A 16,690-nucleotide genomic window follows, 5' to 3' on the forward strand; every position below is an offset into this window, starting at 1 on the left:
TCTCGGCACATTCGATTCGGTGCCGTGTTGATGAAGGAAAGGAGAGGATATGAAGTCCAAATTTTTGATGGCGGCCGCAGCCGCTTCTGCACTGATGCTGACTGGTTGTGCCAACAACGCCGAACTGGAAGCTCAAGTTAGCGCTCTGTCTAACAAGGTAGAAAGCATGACCAGCGATCAGGCTCGTCAGGATCGTGAAATCAATGCTACCAAGCAGGCCGCAGCCAATGCTCAGCGTGCAGCCGACGACGCCGCCGCCGAAGCGATGCGCGCCAACCAGCGCATTGACAACATCGCCGAGTCATACCGTAAGTAAGACTGGCGGTGGGCTGGCTAAGGCCAGCCCACCACTTTCGGCACCCCACTCTGCTCAGCCAATGCCTGAGTCACCCACTCCGCACTGACGTGATTTTGCTCCACTGCCCTCAACTGCTCCAGCGAGAATTTTAACGGCTGCTTCTGGCCATCTTTCGAGGTCAGGGGCGAATGAACTTCCAGCATCACCTCTCCCTGAGGCCCAGTGGCCACCTTGATGGGCTGATTGATCACCCTCACCTGCTCTCCCCACTTTACCTGGGCAAACAGCTCCTCGATATCCGACGGCCATAAGCGGATGCAGCCGGCGCTCACGCGCAGGCCGATACCAAAATCCTTGTTGGTACCGTGTATCAGATACTGGCCCTTATCGAAGCCGAGGCGCAGGGCAAACTTGCCAAGAGGGTTGTTGGGGCCCGCCGGCACCACCTGAGGCAGTTCGATCCCCCGAGCCAGATACTCTGCACGGGTAGAAGCCGTGGGTGTCCAGGTAGGATCGGGCGTCTTCTGTGTCACCTTGGTGGCCCCCAGAGGAGTATCGTGACCGATGCGACCTATGCCGATGGGGTAGACGTGAACCTGTTCACCCTGAAAGTGATACAGTCTCAGCTCAGCCAGGTTGATCACCACCCCCTTGCGGGGGACATCAGGCAACAGCATGTAGGTGGGCAATTTGAGCTTGGTCCCCGGGGTCGGAAGGAAGGGGTCTACACCAGGGTTGAGCTCCATCAGAGCGATAAGCCCAACCCCATACTTCTCCGCTATGGGGGCCAGGTGCTCGCCTGGGGCGACCGTATGCCCCTGTGGAAAGCCCACCAGGCGCTCCCCTTCTGCGGGCAACGGGTAGCTCACAGTATGGGCCTGAAAAGCCACCAAAGACGCCGACATGATAAAACTCTGAATCCAGCCCTTCACCCCATCTCCTTACTCTGTACCAGATGCAATACTGCCCTTAATCTTACAAAAAAGCCCGCACTCTGCGGGCTTTTATACATCAACCAGGTCGCTTAGGCGACCACTTCTGCCGCTTCCCGCTTCTCCAGGCGTACTGCACACACCTTGAACTCAGGGATCTTAGCATGGGGATCCAGGGCTGGGTTGGTCAGCCTGTTGGCCGGCGCCTCCTCGAAGTGGAAGGCGGTAAATACCACCCCTGGCTGAATCCGCTTGGTGACAAAGGCATTGAGCTCAATCTCACCACGGCGGGTGGTCAGTCGGATGGGATCACCATTGCCGATGCCCAGGCGCTCAGCATCCGGCACCGAGATCATCGCCGTAGGACCGGCCAGATCATTCAAACCCTGGGTCTTACGGGTCATGGTCCCGGTATGGAACTGCTCCAGCAATCGGCCTGTGGTCAGCACCAGAGGGTATTCCTCATCCGGCAGCTCGGCGGCGTACTTGAAGGGGATGGGTTCCATAAAGGCGCGCTCACCGATGGCAAAGGTGTCCACGTGCATCACCGGCATGCCGTCACACCTGTCATCCACACAAGGCCACTGCATGCCAGCTATGCCGACCCGATCCCAGCGGATGCCGGCGTACTGAGGCACCGCCAGATTGATCTCATTGCAGATGGCACGCTCATCCTTGTAGCGCCAGTTGGCGCCCAGGGCCTGAGCCAGCAGCTGCAGGATCTGCCAGTCATTACGCGCCTCTCCCGGTGCCTTCACCGCTGGGTTCAGGCGCTGGACGCGACGCTCGGTGTTGGTGAAGTGGCCGGTCTTCTCCGCAAAGGCGAAGGCGGGCAGGACCACGTCGGCCATGCGGGCGGTCTCGGTCATAAAGATGTCCTGCACCACCAGCAGATCCAGCGCCTCGAGGGCCTTGATCACATGCTTCTGGTCCGGATCAGACAGGACCGGGTTTTCCCCCATCACGTAGAGGCCGTCCACACGATCATCCAGGATGGCGTCCATCACCTCGGTGACGGTCAGGCCACTGGTGCCGGACAGGTCGGTGTGCCACAGCGCTTCGAACTTCTCGCGAATCAGCGGATCTTCCGGGTTCTGGTAACCCGGCAGATAGTTGGGCAGAGCCCCCATGTCACAGGCGCCCTGTACATTGGACTGGCCACGCAGCGGGTTGATGCCCGCCCCTTCCACACCGATGTTGCCGCACAGCAGCTGCAGGTTGGCGATGGCACGAACGTTGTCATGGCCTGTGGTGTGCTGGGTAATGCCCATGGCGTAGTAGACCGCGGTCTTCTCGGCGGTGCCGATAAGGCGAGCCATCTCCCGAACCTGATCGGCAGGCACCCCGGTGACCGCGGCGACGCGCTCCGGTTCGTAGTCCGGCTTCATCACTTCGGCCTTAAAGGCCTCAAAGCCTTCGGTACGACGGGCAACATAGCCGTCATCCTGCCAGCCGTTGACCAGAATCTCTCGGGCGATGCCGTTGAGCAGCATCACGTCGGTGCCTGGGCGATGACAGGCATACAGTTGAGCACTGTCCGCCAGCCCGATGCGTTTGGGATCCGCCACCATGAGTCTGGCACCGTGGTGACGCACCGCCTGCTTGATGTGGGAGGCGATCACCGGGTGGGCCGCAGTGGTGTCGGAACCGATGACAAAGATCAGATCAGACTTCTTGATCGAGGGGATGTCATTGGTCATGGCACCACTGCCCACCGCCGCTCGCAAGCCACTCACCGTGGTGGAGTGACACAGGCGGGCACAGTGGTCGATGTTGTTGGTACCAATAACACTGCGGAACAGCTTCTGGAACAGGAAGTTATCTTCATTGGTGGCCTTGGCAGACGCAAAACCGGCCATGGCATCACCACCCTTGGCCTTGATGATGTTCTCAATCTTGGCCGCAATAAAGCCGATGGCGTTGCTCCAGGTGGTAGGCACCAGCTCACCGTCTTTGCGGATCAGTGGCTGAGTCAGTCGCTCCTGAGAGCCGATGAAGTCGAAGCCGAAGCGGCCCTTCACACAGAGCATCCCCTCGTTCACCGGAGAGCCTTCCACGCCGGTGACCTTAACGATCTTATTCTCCTGCTCGTCCACGTGCAGACGCACGCCACAACCCACACCACAGTAGGTGCAGATGGTGTCGACGGCCTTCAGCTCTTTGGTACGGCCCTGGCTGCGATCTCTGGCGTCAGTCAGCGCGCCTACGGGACAGGCCTGAACACAGGCACCACATTGACTGCAGTTGGAGTTGGCCATCAACTCACCGTTGTCGAAGCAGACACGCTGATGAGGTGCTTCCCTGTCGAAGCCCAGCACACCGTGGACACCGCGCTCGTTACAGGCCACCACACACTGACCACAACTGATGCAGCGGTTGGGGTCGAAATTGATGAAGGGCGCACTGGAGTCGATGCGCTTCTGCTGAGCCTTGGAATAATCCAGATCATCGTCACTGATGCGATATTCGGTGGCGTAATCGCGCAGACCACAGTTGGTGTTGACCTGACAACCACACTCCAGGCAACGGGCGGCCTCGGCAATCGCCTTGTCCACGTCGAAGCCGAGCTCCACCTCGTCGAAGCTGTCACGACGCTCCATGGGCGGAATTTCTGGCATGGCCAGACGGCCCTCTTTCGGCCAGTGGTCCAGGAAGCGGGCTTCCACCTCTTTCAGGCTCTTGGCCTTGCGGGCGTTGAACTGGGCCTTAGGCGGAACCACAAGCCCCTGCTGCAGGAAGGCATCGATGGCCACCGCGGCCTTCTTACCGTCGCCAATCGCTTCGACCGCGGTCGCCGGACCGAGACGGAAATCGCCGATGGCAAACAGGTTGGCCATGCCGGTGTGCATAGTGGTGGGATCCGCATCGGCGGTGGTCCAGCGGGTCAGCGGCAGCGCCTCCCCTTTAAGCTGACTGGCTTCGGACGCCAGCAACTCGGCATCCGGCTTCTGGGACACCGCCGCAATCACGGTGTCAAACTCCATCCAGCGGAACTCACCGGTGGACTCGGGGCGACGACGACCAGAGGCATCCGGCTCACCCAGTTTCAGGGTTTCCACCTTCACCTTGCAGACGCGGCCATTTTCATCGGCCAGGTTCTCTACCGGCAGGGAGAGGAACTCAAAGTTGATCCCTTCCACCTCGGCTTCGTGAATTTCGTAATCTTCCGCAGGCATGTCCGCCTTGGTGCGACGGTAGATGATGCTGACCTCGGCCCCTTGACGCAGGGCGGTACGGGCACAGTCGATGGCAGTGTTACCGCCGCCGATCACCGCGACCTTCTTGCCCACAGACACCTCTTTGCCCAGGGTGAACTCCTTCAGGTAGTCCACACCCAGCATGCAGCCCTTCTGATCGGAGCCGGTGTAATCCATGGCAACCGCTTTCTGGGCGCCGATGGCCAGACAGACCGCATCATACTCCTGGCTCAGCTGATCCAGGGTAAAGTCGCGGCCCATGGCCTGGTTGAGGCGAATCTCCATGCCTGCACGGCACATCAATTCAATCTCTTTATCCAGGGTCGCCTTGGGCAGGCGATATTCAGGAATGCCGTAGCGCAGCCAGCCGCCCGCTTTGGGCATGGCTTCGAAGACCACGGCGTCATAGCCGTTGTGACTGAGGAAGTAACCTGCGGACAGACCTGCCGGGCCACCACCGATGATGGCCACCTTCTTGCCCTTCTTGGGGGCGATGGGCGCCAGATGCTGCTGGTCATTCAGGTCCAGATCGGCGGCATGACGCTTGAGCTGACGGATCGCCAGAGGCTCATCCACCAAGGTGCGACGACAGGCAGTTTCACAAAATGCAGGACAGACCCGGCCGATGGAGAGCGGCATCGGCAGGGTGTCTTTAATGGTGTTGACCGCCTTGGTGTGATCACCCTGGGCGATGTCGTAGAGATAGCCCTGGATGTCCACATCGGCGGGACAGGCCACCTTACAGGGTGCCTCACAGTCGGCGGTATGGTCAGACAGAATCCTTTTGAGGGCAGCCCGGCGGGTCTCGGTAAGCGCCTCGCTCTGGGTCTGAACCTGGATCTCCTTGGTGACCGGATAGCGGCAGCTCAGGGTCACTTCGCCGTCGATTTCGACTGCGCAGAGACCACACGCCTCCTGGCCCTCACCGTTGGGGCCACCGCACAGGGAGGGCACCTCAAAGCCAGCGGCCCGACAGGCCTCCAGCAAATTGGCGGACTCCTCAACTTCAACTTCTTGATTGTTTATGGAGATCTTTATCATTTTTTGCTCTTCTCTGGCCGGCGTCAGCCGCACCGGCCTACTACTTCAGAGGTAATTGTCCGGAAAGGGTCAGCTGAACCCCATTCCTGATCGATCAGGCTATCAACCCCCCAGCCCGGTTTGAAGAAAACCTGAGTACATCCGTGATCTCAGTCATAAAGACTGCAAGAGGTAAGACCAATCTGACCTTCATGACTTGGATTCAGGAATCCCGGGGGCTCAGAGAACAAAGATTTTCGCTAAACCCCCAAAGATTTTAGGGTAATCACCTCTTTGACCGACGAAAAGATGACCATCACAGCTAAGCAGGCAACACAAGGGGTAAAAGTGTTGCCCATCACCAATCCAGACCCGTGAGTAGACAAAGGCTATCCGTCAAACTCACTTTGAAACAGTGGCTTTTGCCTAACTCAGTTTTTGTCAAAAACAGACAATCAGCCGACTCCTCCTAAGTTTAGTCAAGCCAGTCAAGCGAAACAGAAGAGCAACTATTCCGCCCTTAAGCGAGTCAGAGAGGCAGGGTGTGGTAACAGAGCAGCAACGACAGAGTCAGGGTGACCATGGCAGGAACCCCCTCTTTCCAGGTATCAAACCTCAAATGGCAGGCGATAGCTCCCAGGGAGATTGAGGCCAGCAGCAGTGCGCCCAGCCCCGGGGTCAGCCACAAAAGTGCTGCCCCCAGCATCTCCGCCAGGCCCACCAGCGCCATAAACCGACGGCCAAGCCCATAGCTTCGAAAATAATCCAGTTGCACCGAAAACACCGGCCTGAGCCAACCGGTCAGTTTTATGGAACCGGCCAACAGAAAAAACAGAGTAAGAAGACTCTTTACCCACACCATATACGGACTCCCGCAGAAAAGTAGAAGCGGACAGAGTAGTAGGCCATAATCATGAACAAAATAGGACGACAACAATAGTCATCATGCAGGATATTAATAGTATCGATCTCAACCTGCTCAAAGCCCTGAAGGTCCTGCTGCAGGAACGCAGCGTCAGTCGCGCAGCCCAGAGAATGCAACTGAGTCAGTCGGCAATGAGTCACACTCTAGCCAGACTGCGCCAAAGCCTCGACGACCCACTCTTTGTCCGCTCCGGTGCCGGCCTGGAACCCACCCCAAGGGCCCTGGCACTGCAACAGCCGTTGGAGTTGTTGCTGGAGCAGCTCAACACCCTGCTCTCTCCGCCGGAGGGCGACCCGCGAAAACTGATACACCGATATCGTATCGCCACCCACGATTTTATGGTGGAGGGCCCCCTTGCGCAGGGCATCAGAGCGCTCAGGGCTCAACACCCGGCCATCACGTTGGAGCTCTCTCTGCTGGACAGCCACAGCAATCAAGCCCTGGACAACGGAGAGCTGGACCTGATCATTGGTGCCGGCCTTGGCGCCAAGCCCAGGTTCGTGCAGAAGCGACTGCAGAGCGACGCCGTGGTCTGTGTGCTGGACTCAGCACACCCCGCCCTGACCCGCTGGCCCCCTGACGTACTGCTTCAGCATCCCCTGGTGCTCCACCAACAACTGAATCTCAGCCAGCCGGCCGTAACCGAACTACTGCAAGAGTGCCGGGTGGCGGCGACCACAGGCTCGTTGCAGATGCAGCTTCCCCTGCTCCCGGGCAGCGACCTCATTGCCCTGTTACCAGAATCCCTGGCACAAAGAGCATCGGAGGCCCTGGGTCTGGCCACCCGCCCTTGCCCCCTGAAGATGGATGCCATCACCATCACCGCCCACTGGCACCAGCGGGCAAAAGTGGATGCCGGCCACCGCTGGGTTCGGGAGATCCTGTTTGCCCCTTTCCTGCAAGGGCCCAATCGCCAAAGATAAAGAGATTTTGCCCTTCTCTGGTTGCATTTTCCGATTCCACCCCCATCTTCAGTGGATAGAGTATTTCTGGCTGGAAAGGGTTTATGCAGCACGAAGAGATTGATCTCATTAACGAAGAAGAACACAGCACCACAGAGCTGATCGTCCCGGACGAGCAGCGTCCCAAGCAGCTGTTGATTATGCCCATCCAGAATCGCCCCTTCTTTCCGGCCCAGGTAATGCCGGTACTGATCAAGCAGGGCGACTGGAGCGAGACCCTCAAGCAGGTGAGCCAGACCGACCACCAGATGCTGGCGCTGTTCTACAGCGAAGAGTTTGACCGTGACCAGGCCTTCAACCCGGAAGTGTTGCCCAAGACTGGCTGCATGGTGCGCGTGCATCAGGTCAAAGAGAGCGACGACGGCGACATCCAGTTTATTGCCGAAGGGATAGAGCGGGTGCAGATAGAAAGCTGGGTCCGCAAGGAGCACCCCTACCTGGCCAACGTCAGTTACCCGGGTGAGCCCGTGGGTGAAACCAAGGAGATCAAGGCCTATGCCATGGCGCTGATCAGCGCCATCAAAGAGATGCTCCCCATCAACCCCCTGCTCTCCGAGGAGCTCAAAGACTATCTCAACCGTTTCGGCCCCAATGAGCCTTCGCCCCTCACCGACTTCGGTGCCGCCATCACCACTGCGCCGGCCCCCCTGTTGCAGGAGGTGCTCGACAACGTTGAGCTTCTGCCGCGAATGCAGAAGACCCTGGCGCTGCTGAAAAAGGAACTGGACGCCTCCCGCCTGCATTCGGAGATCGCCGAAGAGGTCAACCGCAAGATAAGCAAACATGAGCGCGAATTCTTCCTGAGAGAGCAGCTCAAGATCATTCAGCGTGAACTCGGGGTCGCCAAGGACGACAAGACCGCGGATCTGGAGGAGTTCCAGTCACGCCTCAAGGGCAAAACCCTGCCAGAGGCGGTAGAGAAAAAGCTCAAGGAGGAGATGCAGAAGTTCTCCGTGCTGGAGGCTGGCTCCCCTGAATATGGTGTCACCCGCAACTACCTGGACTGGATCACCCAGATGCCCTGGGGCATCACAGGAACAGACAAACTGGATCTGGCCCAGGCCAGAAAGGTGCTCAACAAGCACCATGACGGACTGGATGACGTCAAGGATCGCATTCTGGAGTTCCTGGCCCTGGGCGCCTTCAAAGGAGAGATCAGCGGCTCCATCATCCTGCTGGTGGGCCCACCAGGCGTAGGCAAAACCTCCATCGGTCGCTCCATTGCCGAATGCCTGAGCCGTCCTTTCTACCGCTTCAGTGTTGGCGGCATGCGCGACGAAGCGGAGATTAAGGGGCACAGACGCACCTACATCGGTGCCATGCCCGGCAAGCTGGTTCAAGCACTGAAGGAAGCGGAGGTGATGAACCCGGTGATCATGCTGGATGAAATTGACAAGATGGGCGCCAGCTACCAGGGCGACCCCGCCTCGGCCCTGCTGGAAACCCTGGATCCGGAGCAGAACGTCAACTTCCTGGATCACTACCTGGATCTGCGCCTGGATCTGTCCAAGGTGCTGTTTATCTGCACCGCCAACACCCTGGACTCCATTCCCTCCCCATTGCTGGACCGGATGGACGTGATTCACCTCTCCGGTTATCTGGCGGAAGAAAAGCTGGCCATCGCCAAGCACCACCTGTGGCCTCGTCAGTTGGAGCGAGCGGGGATCAAGCGCAGCCAATTGAAGATCACCGAACCCGCCCTGAAGAAGGTGATCAACGATTACTGCCGGGAAGCGGGAGTGCGCAGCCTGGATAAATCTCTGGCCAAGCTGGTGCGAAAATCTGTGGTGGAGCTGCTGGACGATCCCACCAAGAACATCTCTCTGGGGCTGAAAGCAATTCCCACCCTGCTGGGCCCGGCCAGATTCCGTGAGGAGCAAACCCTGACAGGGGTGGGCATAGTCACCGGTCTGGCCTGGACCTCCATGGGCGGCGCCACCCTGCCAGTGGAAGCCAACAGCATCCATGAACAGAGTCGCGGCCTTAAGGTAACCGGTCATCTGGGGGATGTGATGAAGGAATCCGCCGAGATCGCCTTCAGCTTCATCAGCAGCCATCTGGGCAACTATGGTGGCGAGGAGAGCTATTTCGACAAGCGCTTCGTGCATCTGCATGTGCCGGAGGGGGCCACCCCCAAAGATGGTCCCAGTGCCGGCATCACCATCTCCACCGCCCTGCTTTCATTGGCCCTGGGTAAAGCACCTAAACCCAAACTGGCCATGACCGGAGAGATCACCTTGAACGGCTACGTGCTGCCGGTTGGCGGCATCCGCGAGAAGCTGATCGCCGCCAAGCGCCAAGGGATCACCGAGGCAATTCTGCCTGAAGAGTGCCGGGGCGACTTCGATGAGTTGCCTGAGCATGTGCGCGACGGACTCACCGTCCACTTCGTCCGCCACTTCGATGAAGTGGCCAAGCTGGCCTTCGACTGACGCCAGGGATCGTAAAGAAAGGGAGCCAATTGGCTCCCTTTTTTACAACACCCCTTGCTGATACGCCTTACTCACCAGGTTGGTGCGGTTGCGCGCCGCCAGAATCTGCCTGGCCCTGTCCAGATGGTAGTTGACGCCCCGCTCGGTCATAAACAGTTGCTGGCCGATCTCCTCGCTGGAAAAACCTTCCGCAACCTGGGCCAGGATCTGGATGCAGGTGGGGGACAATACCCCAAAGTTGGCCAGAGGATTGATGCTGCGAAACGTCAGGGCATTGAAGGTCTCAGAGTAGGCCTGAATCAGCTCCGCCAGCTCCTGTCGACTCGAGGCCAACATCGTCTCCAACTCGTCGGCAGGCTTATCAGAGAACAGCATACACAGTCCGACGATGTCCTCTCGCCCCGGCATCACATGGTAGAACACCAACCGGGTTTCAAAGCCGTGGCGCTGCTTGAGCTTACGAAAACCAGCCAGGCGTCTTGATGGAATGCCATCGTCATGCCAGACACAGGGCAACAGCTCCCATTGAGGCTTAAAACCGCCTTGGCGAAAATTGCCGTCGGTATGGGCGAAGCGTTGCAGATACTCCTCCCGATAGCGGAGGATGTCCTCATCGGAAGCAACGGCGTACCTCATCCGCTTCAAATTAAAAAACCGCTTCCAGTCCAGGGAGCGGTCACAGTCCATCAGAGTTTTCTCTTTCTGAAACAGGTTGGGTAGCAGGGTGTAGTAGAATCTGCCCAGTCCAAACTCCGCCAGGCGACTGGAAAAATCATCTATTAGCTGCTGGTTTACCAATCCGGTTAAGGGTGCGGCCATCATCTTCTCCCCATGCTGGGGGAGCCTGAACTCCCCCATCTGTTGTCATGCCTGATTAGATCACTTCTGCGCATCCACGTGGCAGGTCAGACAGCTCTCCGGCTCCTTAAACTTAGAGTCCTTGCTGTAGTAGTCGGTCTTGTTGGCATACACGTTACCGTGTTTGGCGAGAGTTTGGGAGTGGCAGAAGCCACAGGTATAACGCTCGCCGTGGTTATTGGGCGCCCCATTGTTACCGTGACACTCGGCACACTCATAAGGGGCCATCGCCTCAACCACATGACTGTTGGAGGGATTGTGGCAGGTGGTGCAATCCGGCAGTTTCCAGCCAAAGTGACTCTCATCCAGCGGCGCCCGGGCCTGGGCGATGTCCTTGAGGTTGGCGATGTCGATCTCGGGAGAATCCACGTCACAGCCAGAGGGCACACCATTGTTGGTGTTCAGGGCTCCGAAGGCCACCCCCAGGTAGTTGATGTACTCCGGACCATAGATGATCATGTTGTCACCAGTCAGGTGAGGGTCGTTAGCGCCAAAGGGCAGACCAAAGCTCATGTAGCCGGTGGGACCATCATTCTCATACAGCTCCCCTGCTCCATAGTTGCGGGGACGGAACCCCTTGATGCCCGGCACCGAACTGACGCACGCATCCCGGTTCCAGTCTGATGGCATATCCATACGGCCTTTGCACATCACGAACTCATACAGACCATGTTGACGGCCACCATCAGCGTAGTTTTCCCACTCACCTGTATGGTGCACAAAACCACACTCGCCGTTGTTCTTATAGGTCTGGTTGATGATGTTGCCGAGATCATCCTTACCGTTGAAGCTGATGGAGGTGGCCACATAGCCCTGTACATTGGCGTTGGTGCTCAAGCGCGGCCAGTAACTCCAGTTGATCTTAAGGTCCGGGCGCTGCTCCACCAGGGAGAGCCAGGCATCCAGCTCGGTGATGGTTCCGGGCTGATAGAGATCCAGGCGCAGGTTATGGGGCTTCACTTCAATGTCCTTGAACACTGCCCGCTGACCCGGCTGCACCAATTCGCCGTTCATGTCGTAGTATGGGGGTTTAAAGTCGATGACAATCTCAGGCACGATCACCTTGCCACCGTTGGCCGCCAGCCGGTCCAACTCCTTCTGGTACTTGCGCTTGCGCACCTCCATCTCACCCGGCTGAGCCGGCATCAGTACGATGCTCATCTGGTTCTTCAGGGCCATGTGATCGATGCGGAAGTACATCTCCTCCTCTTTGTAATAGAGGTGATCCCCATTAAAGTCGCCATCGCCCACCTTGGCTTCCCAGGTGCTGGGCCCTACCAAGTACTTCCAGCCCTGGCCTTCGGTGGCACCGAGACGGGATTGATCAACACGCTCTGGCGCACCTTCAATGCCGCCAATGGAGGTGACGAAGTAGGTCTTGAGTGCCTCATCTTTCTCTATCTGAACGTCGATGCCGTACTTGTCACTGACCCACATCAGCAGGTCGAGCACCGAGCCACGCCCCTCAGGGAACAGATCAGGACGCAGGGTATCAATCTTGATTCCGGACATGTTGATGGCGGTCGGCGGTAACAGATACTCAATCTTCATCCCCATGTCCGCCGCTTGTTGAGCCATCTTAGTCTCAACCAAACCATCGACAGGGATCACCTTGGTTGCTTGTGGGCCGGAATCCGCCGCTTTAGCATGAGCAGTCTCCCCCTTAGCATCGCCCTCTACAGGCACCAGAGACTTCACGATGGCAATCTGGATGGTGCCATCAAGCTGCTCGGTCGGACCACCAAAGACATAGTCGGGCTTAATCACCTCGGGCGCGGTGGGCGGCGTTGGGGGTTCGGGCTGGGTTACATCATCGCTGTCGCTGCCGCAGCCAGCCAAAACCAGGCTGAGCGCTATCGCAGACATCATTAAAATTTGTTTTTTCATCATCATCTTATCCTTGCATCGAATATGCAGGGCAAGGATAAAAATCCGAAGTGGGGTCGTTCACTGGGAAAAATCACAGGAGGAAAACAAGCTGTGATTCACGCCCGCAGGCAGGTCAAAAAAGTGGGAAAGTAACAGCCCCCGCACCACGGCGGGGGCCGGAGAGTTTACTCGAAGCGGCGGGGCCGCTTGGTCTTGATGGTGCGGATGTAGCCATGCCAGGTGGCATAACCCAGGACCGGCATGATCACCAGCATGCCGATGCCGGCAGTGGCAAAGCCGACGACAACACAGGCTGAGATGATCAATGCCCACACCGTCATGACGCCGGCGTTGTGATACACGGCACTGATGCTGGTGCTGATCGCCGTCATGATGTCCACTCGGCGCTCCATCATCACAGGTATGGAGAAGGCAGAAATGGCGAACACACTCACGGTAAACAACATGCCGAACAGGGTTCCCAGGCTCAAAAAGGGCAGAAACTGCTCGAAGTGGGCATTCTGGTTGATGGGATAGAGCGCATGGATCATCGCGGCCACCCTCATCCAGAAGATCATCATCACCGCCAGCAAGATGGCAAAGCCCCACTCTGATACGCCGTTGCGCCGTATGGCCCGGGCCGAGTGAAACAGATTGGGCTTTTTCCCCCGCTCCAGCTGCCAACTGACGTCATAGAGGCCGGTCGCCAGGAAGGGACCAATCAGCATAAAGACCACCAGAGCTGGCAGAATCACCAGATGGGTGCCGTGAATGAAGACCGCAGCCCAAATAGCCATGGAGGCGATGGTAAAACAGAAGCCATAAAACAGGCTGACCATAGGGGCGGCAATGAAATCCCTCACTCCCAAATGCATCCAGTGGAAGGGGTCGCGATAGTTGAGGGTGGCATGGGGAATCACCCGAGCAAAGGCTGGGGTGCGGGTGGGGGATTTCTGTCCCTGCTTAGGGACGGGTACTGTCTGAGGCATAACGTCTCCTGTGGGCCTTGAGGCCCGGTCGACCTAACGTAAGTACACCGGTTTCGGTTGTGCTCCAATACAGAGCAGGGCCGTGCGTGGTGTACTCCCTACTGTCAGCATAGTCGCTACAGAAAAGGTTATACGCAGATCTCAGGATTGAGAGAGGTCAGATACTACCGGGTGGCAACGCCCACCCTCAGACATAAAGGGCTGCTGCTAGCCCTCCCGGTGCAGATCGGGACGATCAGAGCGGTACTCCGGCAACTCAGTTTTCAGGGTGAGAAAAACCAGAAACACTATGGCCAGAGGCGGGATAAAAGCGCTGAAAAACCCCAGGACGGAGCATGCCGCCGGTGATGACACCTTCTTTCGTGCCAGCAAGTAGGTCAGCACCAGCATCACCAGTGCAAAACCGAACAGGTCGTTGGCAGTGAGAGTGGAGACCAGACTCATCTTCTTTTTCCTATCAAAAACATGGATGCCCCACGCCCTTTACAACGAGATAACATCATGATTATAAAGAAAAGTTTATAACTTCAATCATGTTGGCATTGTACCAGATGAGGGAATTCATTGGGTCTGGCCACGGCAAAAAAGCAGCAACCTCTGTTTGTGAAGCCGCTCACAGCTCATCCTGTTGGCTTGAGCCCCATCACCCGAGCGCTATGAGCCCGGGCGATACTGCGCAGCGCTGATAAATTGGTCGAAAGACTCGCACCAGACAATGGCGGTGGTGTACTGGTCGAGTTCGACTCCCTCGGGCAGGGTTAACATGAAGTTGCGAAACACGGAGATCCCCCCCACGTCCACCATGGTGTGACGGTTCTTAAGAAAGGCCTCTTCGGTCTCGATAAAGCTGGGGGAGAGATAGAGTCGGTAGGCCGGTCCGGGCGCCAGTTCCCCCTCCAGGGTAATACCCTTGTCGGACAGATACAGGGTACCCTCTCCCCAATGAAGCAGATCGCTGTCCTCCAGGTCCCGGCGAAACTCTCCCTGATACTCCGCCTGAGTACGAAGCCCGGCCAGGGCACTCTCGGGTGCCGGCGCGGGCTGACTCAAAATCGGCAGCAGATAGATGCCCAAGGCAATACCTATCAACAGGGCCATCAGGTGGCTGAAGGTCAGGGTAATGGCGCGTACTGGCATGGTGGCGTCCTTGTCATAACTGAAGGTGTGCTAAGAAAGACCGGAAGAATCAACCCCCACTTTCATCCTGCTCTTTCCTGATTTCCCGTGCAGGAATGCCAGTTGTCCATTGGCCTTCCTTCTGGACCATGATAGCGTGTTCCTATCAAGAAGTTTGCGATAGTTCCCAATAGCTTATGCACTATCCTCAGTTTCACTGGTGGGACATGAGACGCGCCTCGGCCATTCAGCGTCTGTTGGTGTTCCGCACCTTTGCCCTCGCGGCCCTGGCCATACTCCTGCCTGCCGCAGAGTTCTTCATCGATCCCGAGATAGGCTACCCCGCCCTGATCCCCATCATCACCCTGATGATCGTGTTTCACATCTTCAGCCTGATTCGCTATCGCGATAAAACGATGATCAGTACACCGGCCATGTTGGGCCAGGTGATAAGCGACCTGCTGTTTTTGACCCTGATACTCAATAGCACGGGAGGCGCCACCAATGCCTTTGTCTCACTGCTGCTGTTGCCCATCGTCTTTGCCGGGGTCAGCCTGAGCATTCAGCTGCTTGGGGTGGTCACCCTGCTGGCCATGGTGGCATACAGCTACCTGCTGCTCACCATGCCCGAGCACGCCATGCACATGATGGACATGAAGCAGCACTTCATCTTTATGGGCGCCAACTTCTTTATCTCCGCCCTGGTGATCGCCCTGGTGGTGGGCGCCATGGCCAAGATGATCGCCGACAGGGAAAGATTGATGGCTCAGCAGCGCGAAGAGCAGCTGAGGCAGGAACAACTTCTGGCCCTGGGCAGCGCCTCCGCCCAGGTGACCCATCAGTTGGCCACCCCTTTGAGTCACCTGCAACTGCTGTTCGATGAACTCAGGGAGAGCTACCCCAATGAGCCCGTCATCGAGGAGATGGCTCAGCCTCTTGCGCAATCGTCCAAACACCTGGAGTACTTTCGAAGCCTGGCCCAGGCGATTCGGGAGGGACGTTCAGAGAGGATGACGGTCAATGAGCTGCTGTCGGAGCTGACCGATGCGGTACTGCTTCATTTCCCAGAGCAGACCCTGGATTACCGTCATACCGAACACCCAGGCGCCATCGTCTGTGATGCCATGCTGCTTCCGGCGCTGCTCAATCTGGTCCAGAACGCGGTGCAGGCAAACGAACTTCAAGGGGCAAACCGCCTCGAACTGAGCTGCCTGGTGATGGGCAATACCCTGAGCCTGACACTCAGGGACTTCGGCCCCGGAATCGAGGAACACAACCTGGCGCACCTGGGGGATGGGCTGCAAAAGAGCGAGTCCGGCCTGGGCATGGCTCTGATGCTCTCCAATGCCACCTTCGAACGGCTCGGTGGCCACCTGACCCTGTCCAATCACCCTGAAGGTGGTGCCCTGGCCAGGGTGACTCTGAATCTGGAACAAGAGAATGAAACGATTACTGATAGTGGAAGATGATCAGGCTTTTGCGGCCATACTCTCCAGACGAATGACCAAGCAGGGGTTTGACACTCAGGTCTGCCACAACGCCACCGATGCCCTACTCTGCGCCAGGCAATGGCACCCCAGCCATCTGCTGCTGGACATGAAGCTGGCCTCAGAGAGCGGCCTGGAACTTCTCAAACCCCTTAGGCAGACATTGCCTGATGCCAGAATCGTGCTGCTCACCGGCTTTGCCAGTATCGCAACTGCGGTCGAAGCCATGAAGCTGGGGGCCGATCACTACCTGGCTAAGCCCGCCGATACCCACACCCTGCTCAAAGCCCTCAGCGAAGAGTGCCCTTTGGACACCGAACTGGAGGAAGAAGAGGTGATGTCACCGGAGCGGCTGGAGTGGGAGCATATCCAACAGGCACTCAATGCGCACGATGGCAACGTCTCAGCCACCGCACGAGCCCTTGGGATGCACCGCCGAACCCTGCAACGTAAGCTACAAAAAAAGCCGGCCCATCGCTGATGGCCGGCCAACACAGAGAATATCCTTGTTGCAGGAGGGTGATGCTTTACCTGACGTATCACCACCTTGGGTCATTGTTATCCCCTGCCCCCCGCCCCTTCAAGCCAAGAATCACCAAGTGCGA

13 protein-coding genes are annotated in these 16,690 nt (G+C 57.8%); 5 read left to right on the plus strand and 8 right to left on the minus strand.

Annotation, left to right across the window (positions count from 1 at the left end):
• The first annotated feature begins 49 nt into the window (after positions 1–49).
• Entirely contained in the window at positions 50–316 is a 267-nt protein-coding gene (locus tag QUE41_RS13545; protein WP_286339555.1) for an Lpp/OprI family alanine-zipper lipoprotein, read from the plus strand.
• A gap of 17 nt (positions 317–333) precedes the next feature.
• On the opposite strand, the gene QUE41_RS13550 is transcribed toward QUE41_RS13545, so the two are convergent.
• The 3 genes from QUE41_RS13550 to QUE41_RS13560 all read right to left on the minus strand — a co-directional run bounded on the left by QUE41_RS13550 (position 334) and on the right by QUE41_RS13560 (position 6,309).
• Entirely contained in the window at positions 334–1,230 is an 897-nt protein-coding gene (locus tag QUE41_RS13550; RefSeq protein ID WP_286339556.1) for a L,D-transpeptidase family protein, read from the minus strand.
• Positions 1,231–1,322: 92 nt separating this feature from the next.
• The gene (gene fdhF / locus QUE41_RS13555; protein ID WP_286339557.1) at positions 1,323–5,468 is read right to left on the minus strand and encodes a formate dehydrogenase subunit alpha; all 4,146 of its coding nucleotides are present in this window, start codon (positions 5,466–5,468) and stop codon (positions 1,323–1,325) included.
• Between the two features lie 508 nt (positions 5,469–5,976).
• A complete protein-coding gene (locus tag QUE41_RS13560; RefSeq protein ID WP_286339558.1) occupies positions 5,977–6,309 on the minus strand; it encodes a DoxX family protein in 333 nt (110 codons plus the stop codon).
• Between the two features lie 83 nt (positions 6,310–6,392).
• Between QUE41_RS13560 and QUE41_RS13565 the strand changes: the two genes are divergently transcribed.
• Positions 6,393–7,295: a LysR family transcriptional regulator gene (locus QUE41_RS13565; RefSeq protein ID WP_286339559.1), complete on the plus strand. Its 903-nt coding sequence runs from the start codon at positions 6,393–6,395 to the stop codon at positions 7,293–7,295.
• A gap of 83 nt (positions 7,296–7,378) precedes the next feature.
• A complete protein-coding gene (lon, locus tag QUE41_RS13570) occupies positions 7,379–9,766 on the plus strand; it encodes an endopeptidase La (protein WP_286339560.1) in 2,388 nt (795 codons plus the stop codon).
• Between the two features lie 42 nt (positions 9,767–9,808).
• Here lon and QUE41_RS13575 read toward each other — a convergent pair whose 3' ends face one another.
• The 5 genes from QUE41_RS13575 to QUE41_RS13595 all read right to left on the minus strand — a co-directional run bounded on the left by QUE41_RS13575 (position 9,809) and on the right by QUE41_RS13595 (position 14,619).
• Positions 9,809–10,585 carry a helix-turn-helix transcriptional regulator gene (locus tag QUE41_RS13575; protein WP_286339561.1) on the minus strand — a complete coding sequence of 259 codons (777 nt, stop codon included), beginning with the start codon at positions 10,583–10,585 and terminating at the stop codon, positions 9,809–9,811.
• A 60-nt stretch (positions 10,586–10,645) separates the two neighbouring features.
• Positions 10,646–12,514 (minus strand): hypothetical protein, encoded by a 1,869-nt coding sequence (locus QUE41_RS13580; protein ID WP_286339562.1) that lies wholly within the window; start codon positions 12,512–12,514, stop codon positions 10,646–10,648.
• 164 nt (positions 12,515–12,678) lie between these two features.
• Positions 12,679–13,482 (minus strand): DUF2189 domain-containing protein, encoded by an 804-nt coding sequence (locus QUE41_RS13585; RefSeq protein WP_286339563.1) that lies wholly within the window; start codon positions 13,480–13,482, stop codon positions 12,679–12,681.
• Between the two features lie 207 nt (positions 13,483–13,689).
• A complete protein-coding gene (locus tag QUE41_RS13590) occupies positions 13,690–13,926 on the minus strand; it encodes a hypothetical protein (RefSeq protein ID WP_286339564.1) in 237 nt (78 codons plus the stop codon).
• A 210-nt stretch (positions 13,927–14,136) separates the two neighbouring features.
• Positions 14,137–14,619: a DM13 domain-containing protein gene (locus QUE41_RS13595; RefSeq protein ID WP_286339565.1), complete on the minus strand. Its 483-nt coding sequence runs from the start codon at positions 14,617–14,619 to the stop codon at positions 14,137–14,139.
• Positions 14,620–14,825: 206 nt separating this feature from the next.
• Between QUE41_RS13595 and QUE41_RS13600 the strand changes: the two genes are divergently transcribed.
• Together QUE41_RS13600 and QUE41_RS13605 are read left to right on the plus strand one after the other, a co-directional pair.
• Positions 14,826–16,067: an ATP-binding protein gene (locus tag QUE41_RS13600; protein WP_286339566.1), complete on the plus strand. Its 1,242-nt coding sequence runs from the start codon at positions 14,826–14,828 to the stop codon at positions 16,065–16,067.
• Positions 16,039–16,566: a response regulator transcription factor gene (locus QUE41_RS13605; protein ID WP_286339567.1), complete on the plus strand. Its 528-nt coding sequence runs from the start codon at positions 16,039–16,041 to the stop codon at positions 16,564–16,566. The genes QUE41_RS13600 and QUE41_RS13605 overlap by 29 nt, the downstream gene beginning before the upstream one ends.
• The last annotated feature ends 124 nt before the right edge of the window (positions 16,567–16,690 follow it).

It is taken from the genome of Ferrimonas sp. YFM (assembly GCF_030296015.1).
Classification (GTDB): Bacteria; Pseudomonadota; Gammaproteobacteria; order Enterobacterales; family Shewanellaceae; genus Ferrimonas.

Excerpts from the sequence above, each read along its gene's own strand:
- QUE41_RS13545 (WP_286339555.1), top strand. The coding sequence starts at position 50 with ATGAAGTCCAAATTTTTGATGGCGGCCGCAGCCGCTTCTGCACTGATG.
- fdhF (WP_286339557.1), bottom strand. The coding sequence starts at position 5,468 with ATGATAAAGATCTCCATAAACAATCAAGAAGTTGAAGTTGAGGAGTCC.
- QUE41_RS13560 (WP_286339558.1), bottom strand. The coding sequence starts at position 6,309 with ATGGTGTGGGTAAAGAGTCTTCTTACTCTGTTTTTTCTGTTGGCCGGT.
- QUE41_RS13565 (WP_286339559.1), top strand. The coding sequence starts at position 6,393 with ATGCAGGATATTAATAGTATCGATCTCAACCTGCTCAAAGCCCTGAAG.
- lon (WP_286339560.1), top strand. The coding sequence starts at position 7,379 with ATGCAGCACGAAGAGATTGATCTCATTAACGAAGAAGAACACAGCACC.
- QUE41_RS13575 (WP_286339561.1), bottom strand. The coding sequence starts at position 10,585 with ATGGCCGCACCCTTAACCGGATTGGTAAACCAGCAGCTAATAGATGAT.
- QUE41_RS13580 (WP_286339562.1), bottom strand. The coding sequence starts at position 12,514 with ATGATGAAAAAACAAATTTTAATGATGTCTGCGATAGCGCTCAGCCTG.
- QUE41_RS13585 (WP_286339563.1), bottom strand. The coding sequence starts at position 13,482 with ATGCCTCAGACAGTACCCGTCCCTAAGCAGGGACAGAAATCCCCCACC.
- QUE41_RS13590 (WP_286339564.1), bottom strand. The coding sequence starts at position 13,926 with ATGAGTCTGGTCTCCACTCTCACTGCCAACGACCTGTTCGGTTTTGCA.
- QUE41_RS13595 (WP_286339565.1), bottom strand. The coding sequence starts at position 14,619 with ATGCCAGTACGCGCCATTACCCTGACCTTCAGCCACCTGATGGCCCTG.
- QUE41_RS13600 (WP_286339566.1), top strand. The coding sequence starts at position 14,826 with ATGAGACGCGCCTCGGCCATTCAGCGTCTGTTGGTGTTCCGCACCTTT.
- QUE41_RS13605 (WP_286339567.1), top strand. The coding sequence starts at position 16,039 with ATGAAACGATTACTGATAGTGGAAGATGATCAGGCTTTTGCGGCCATA.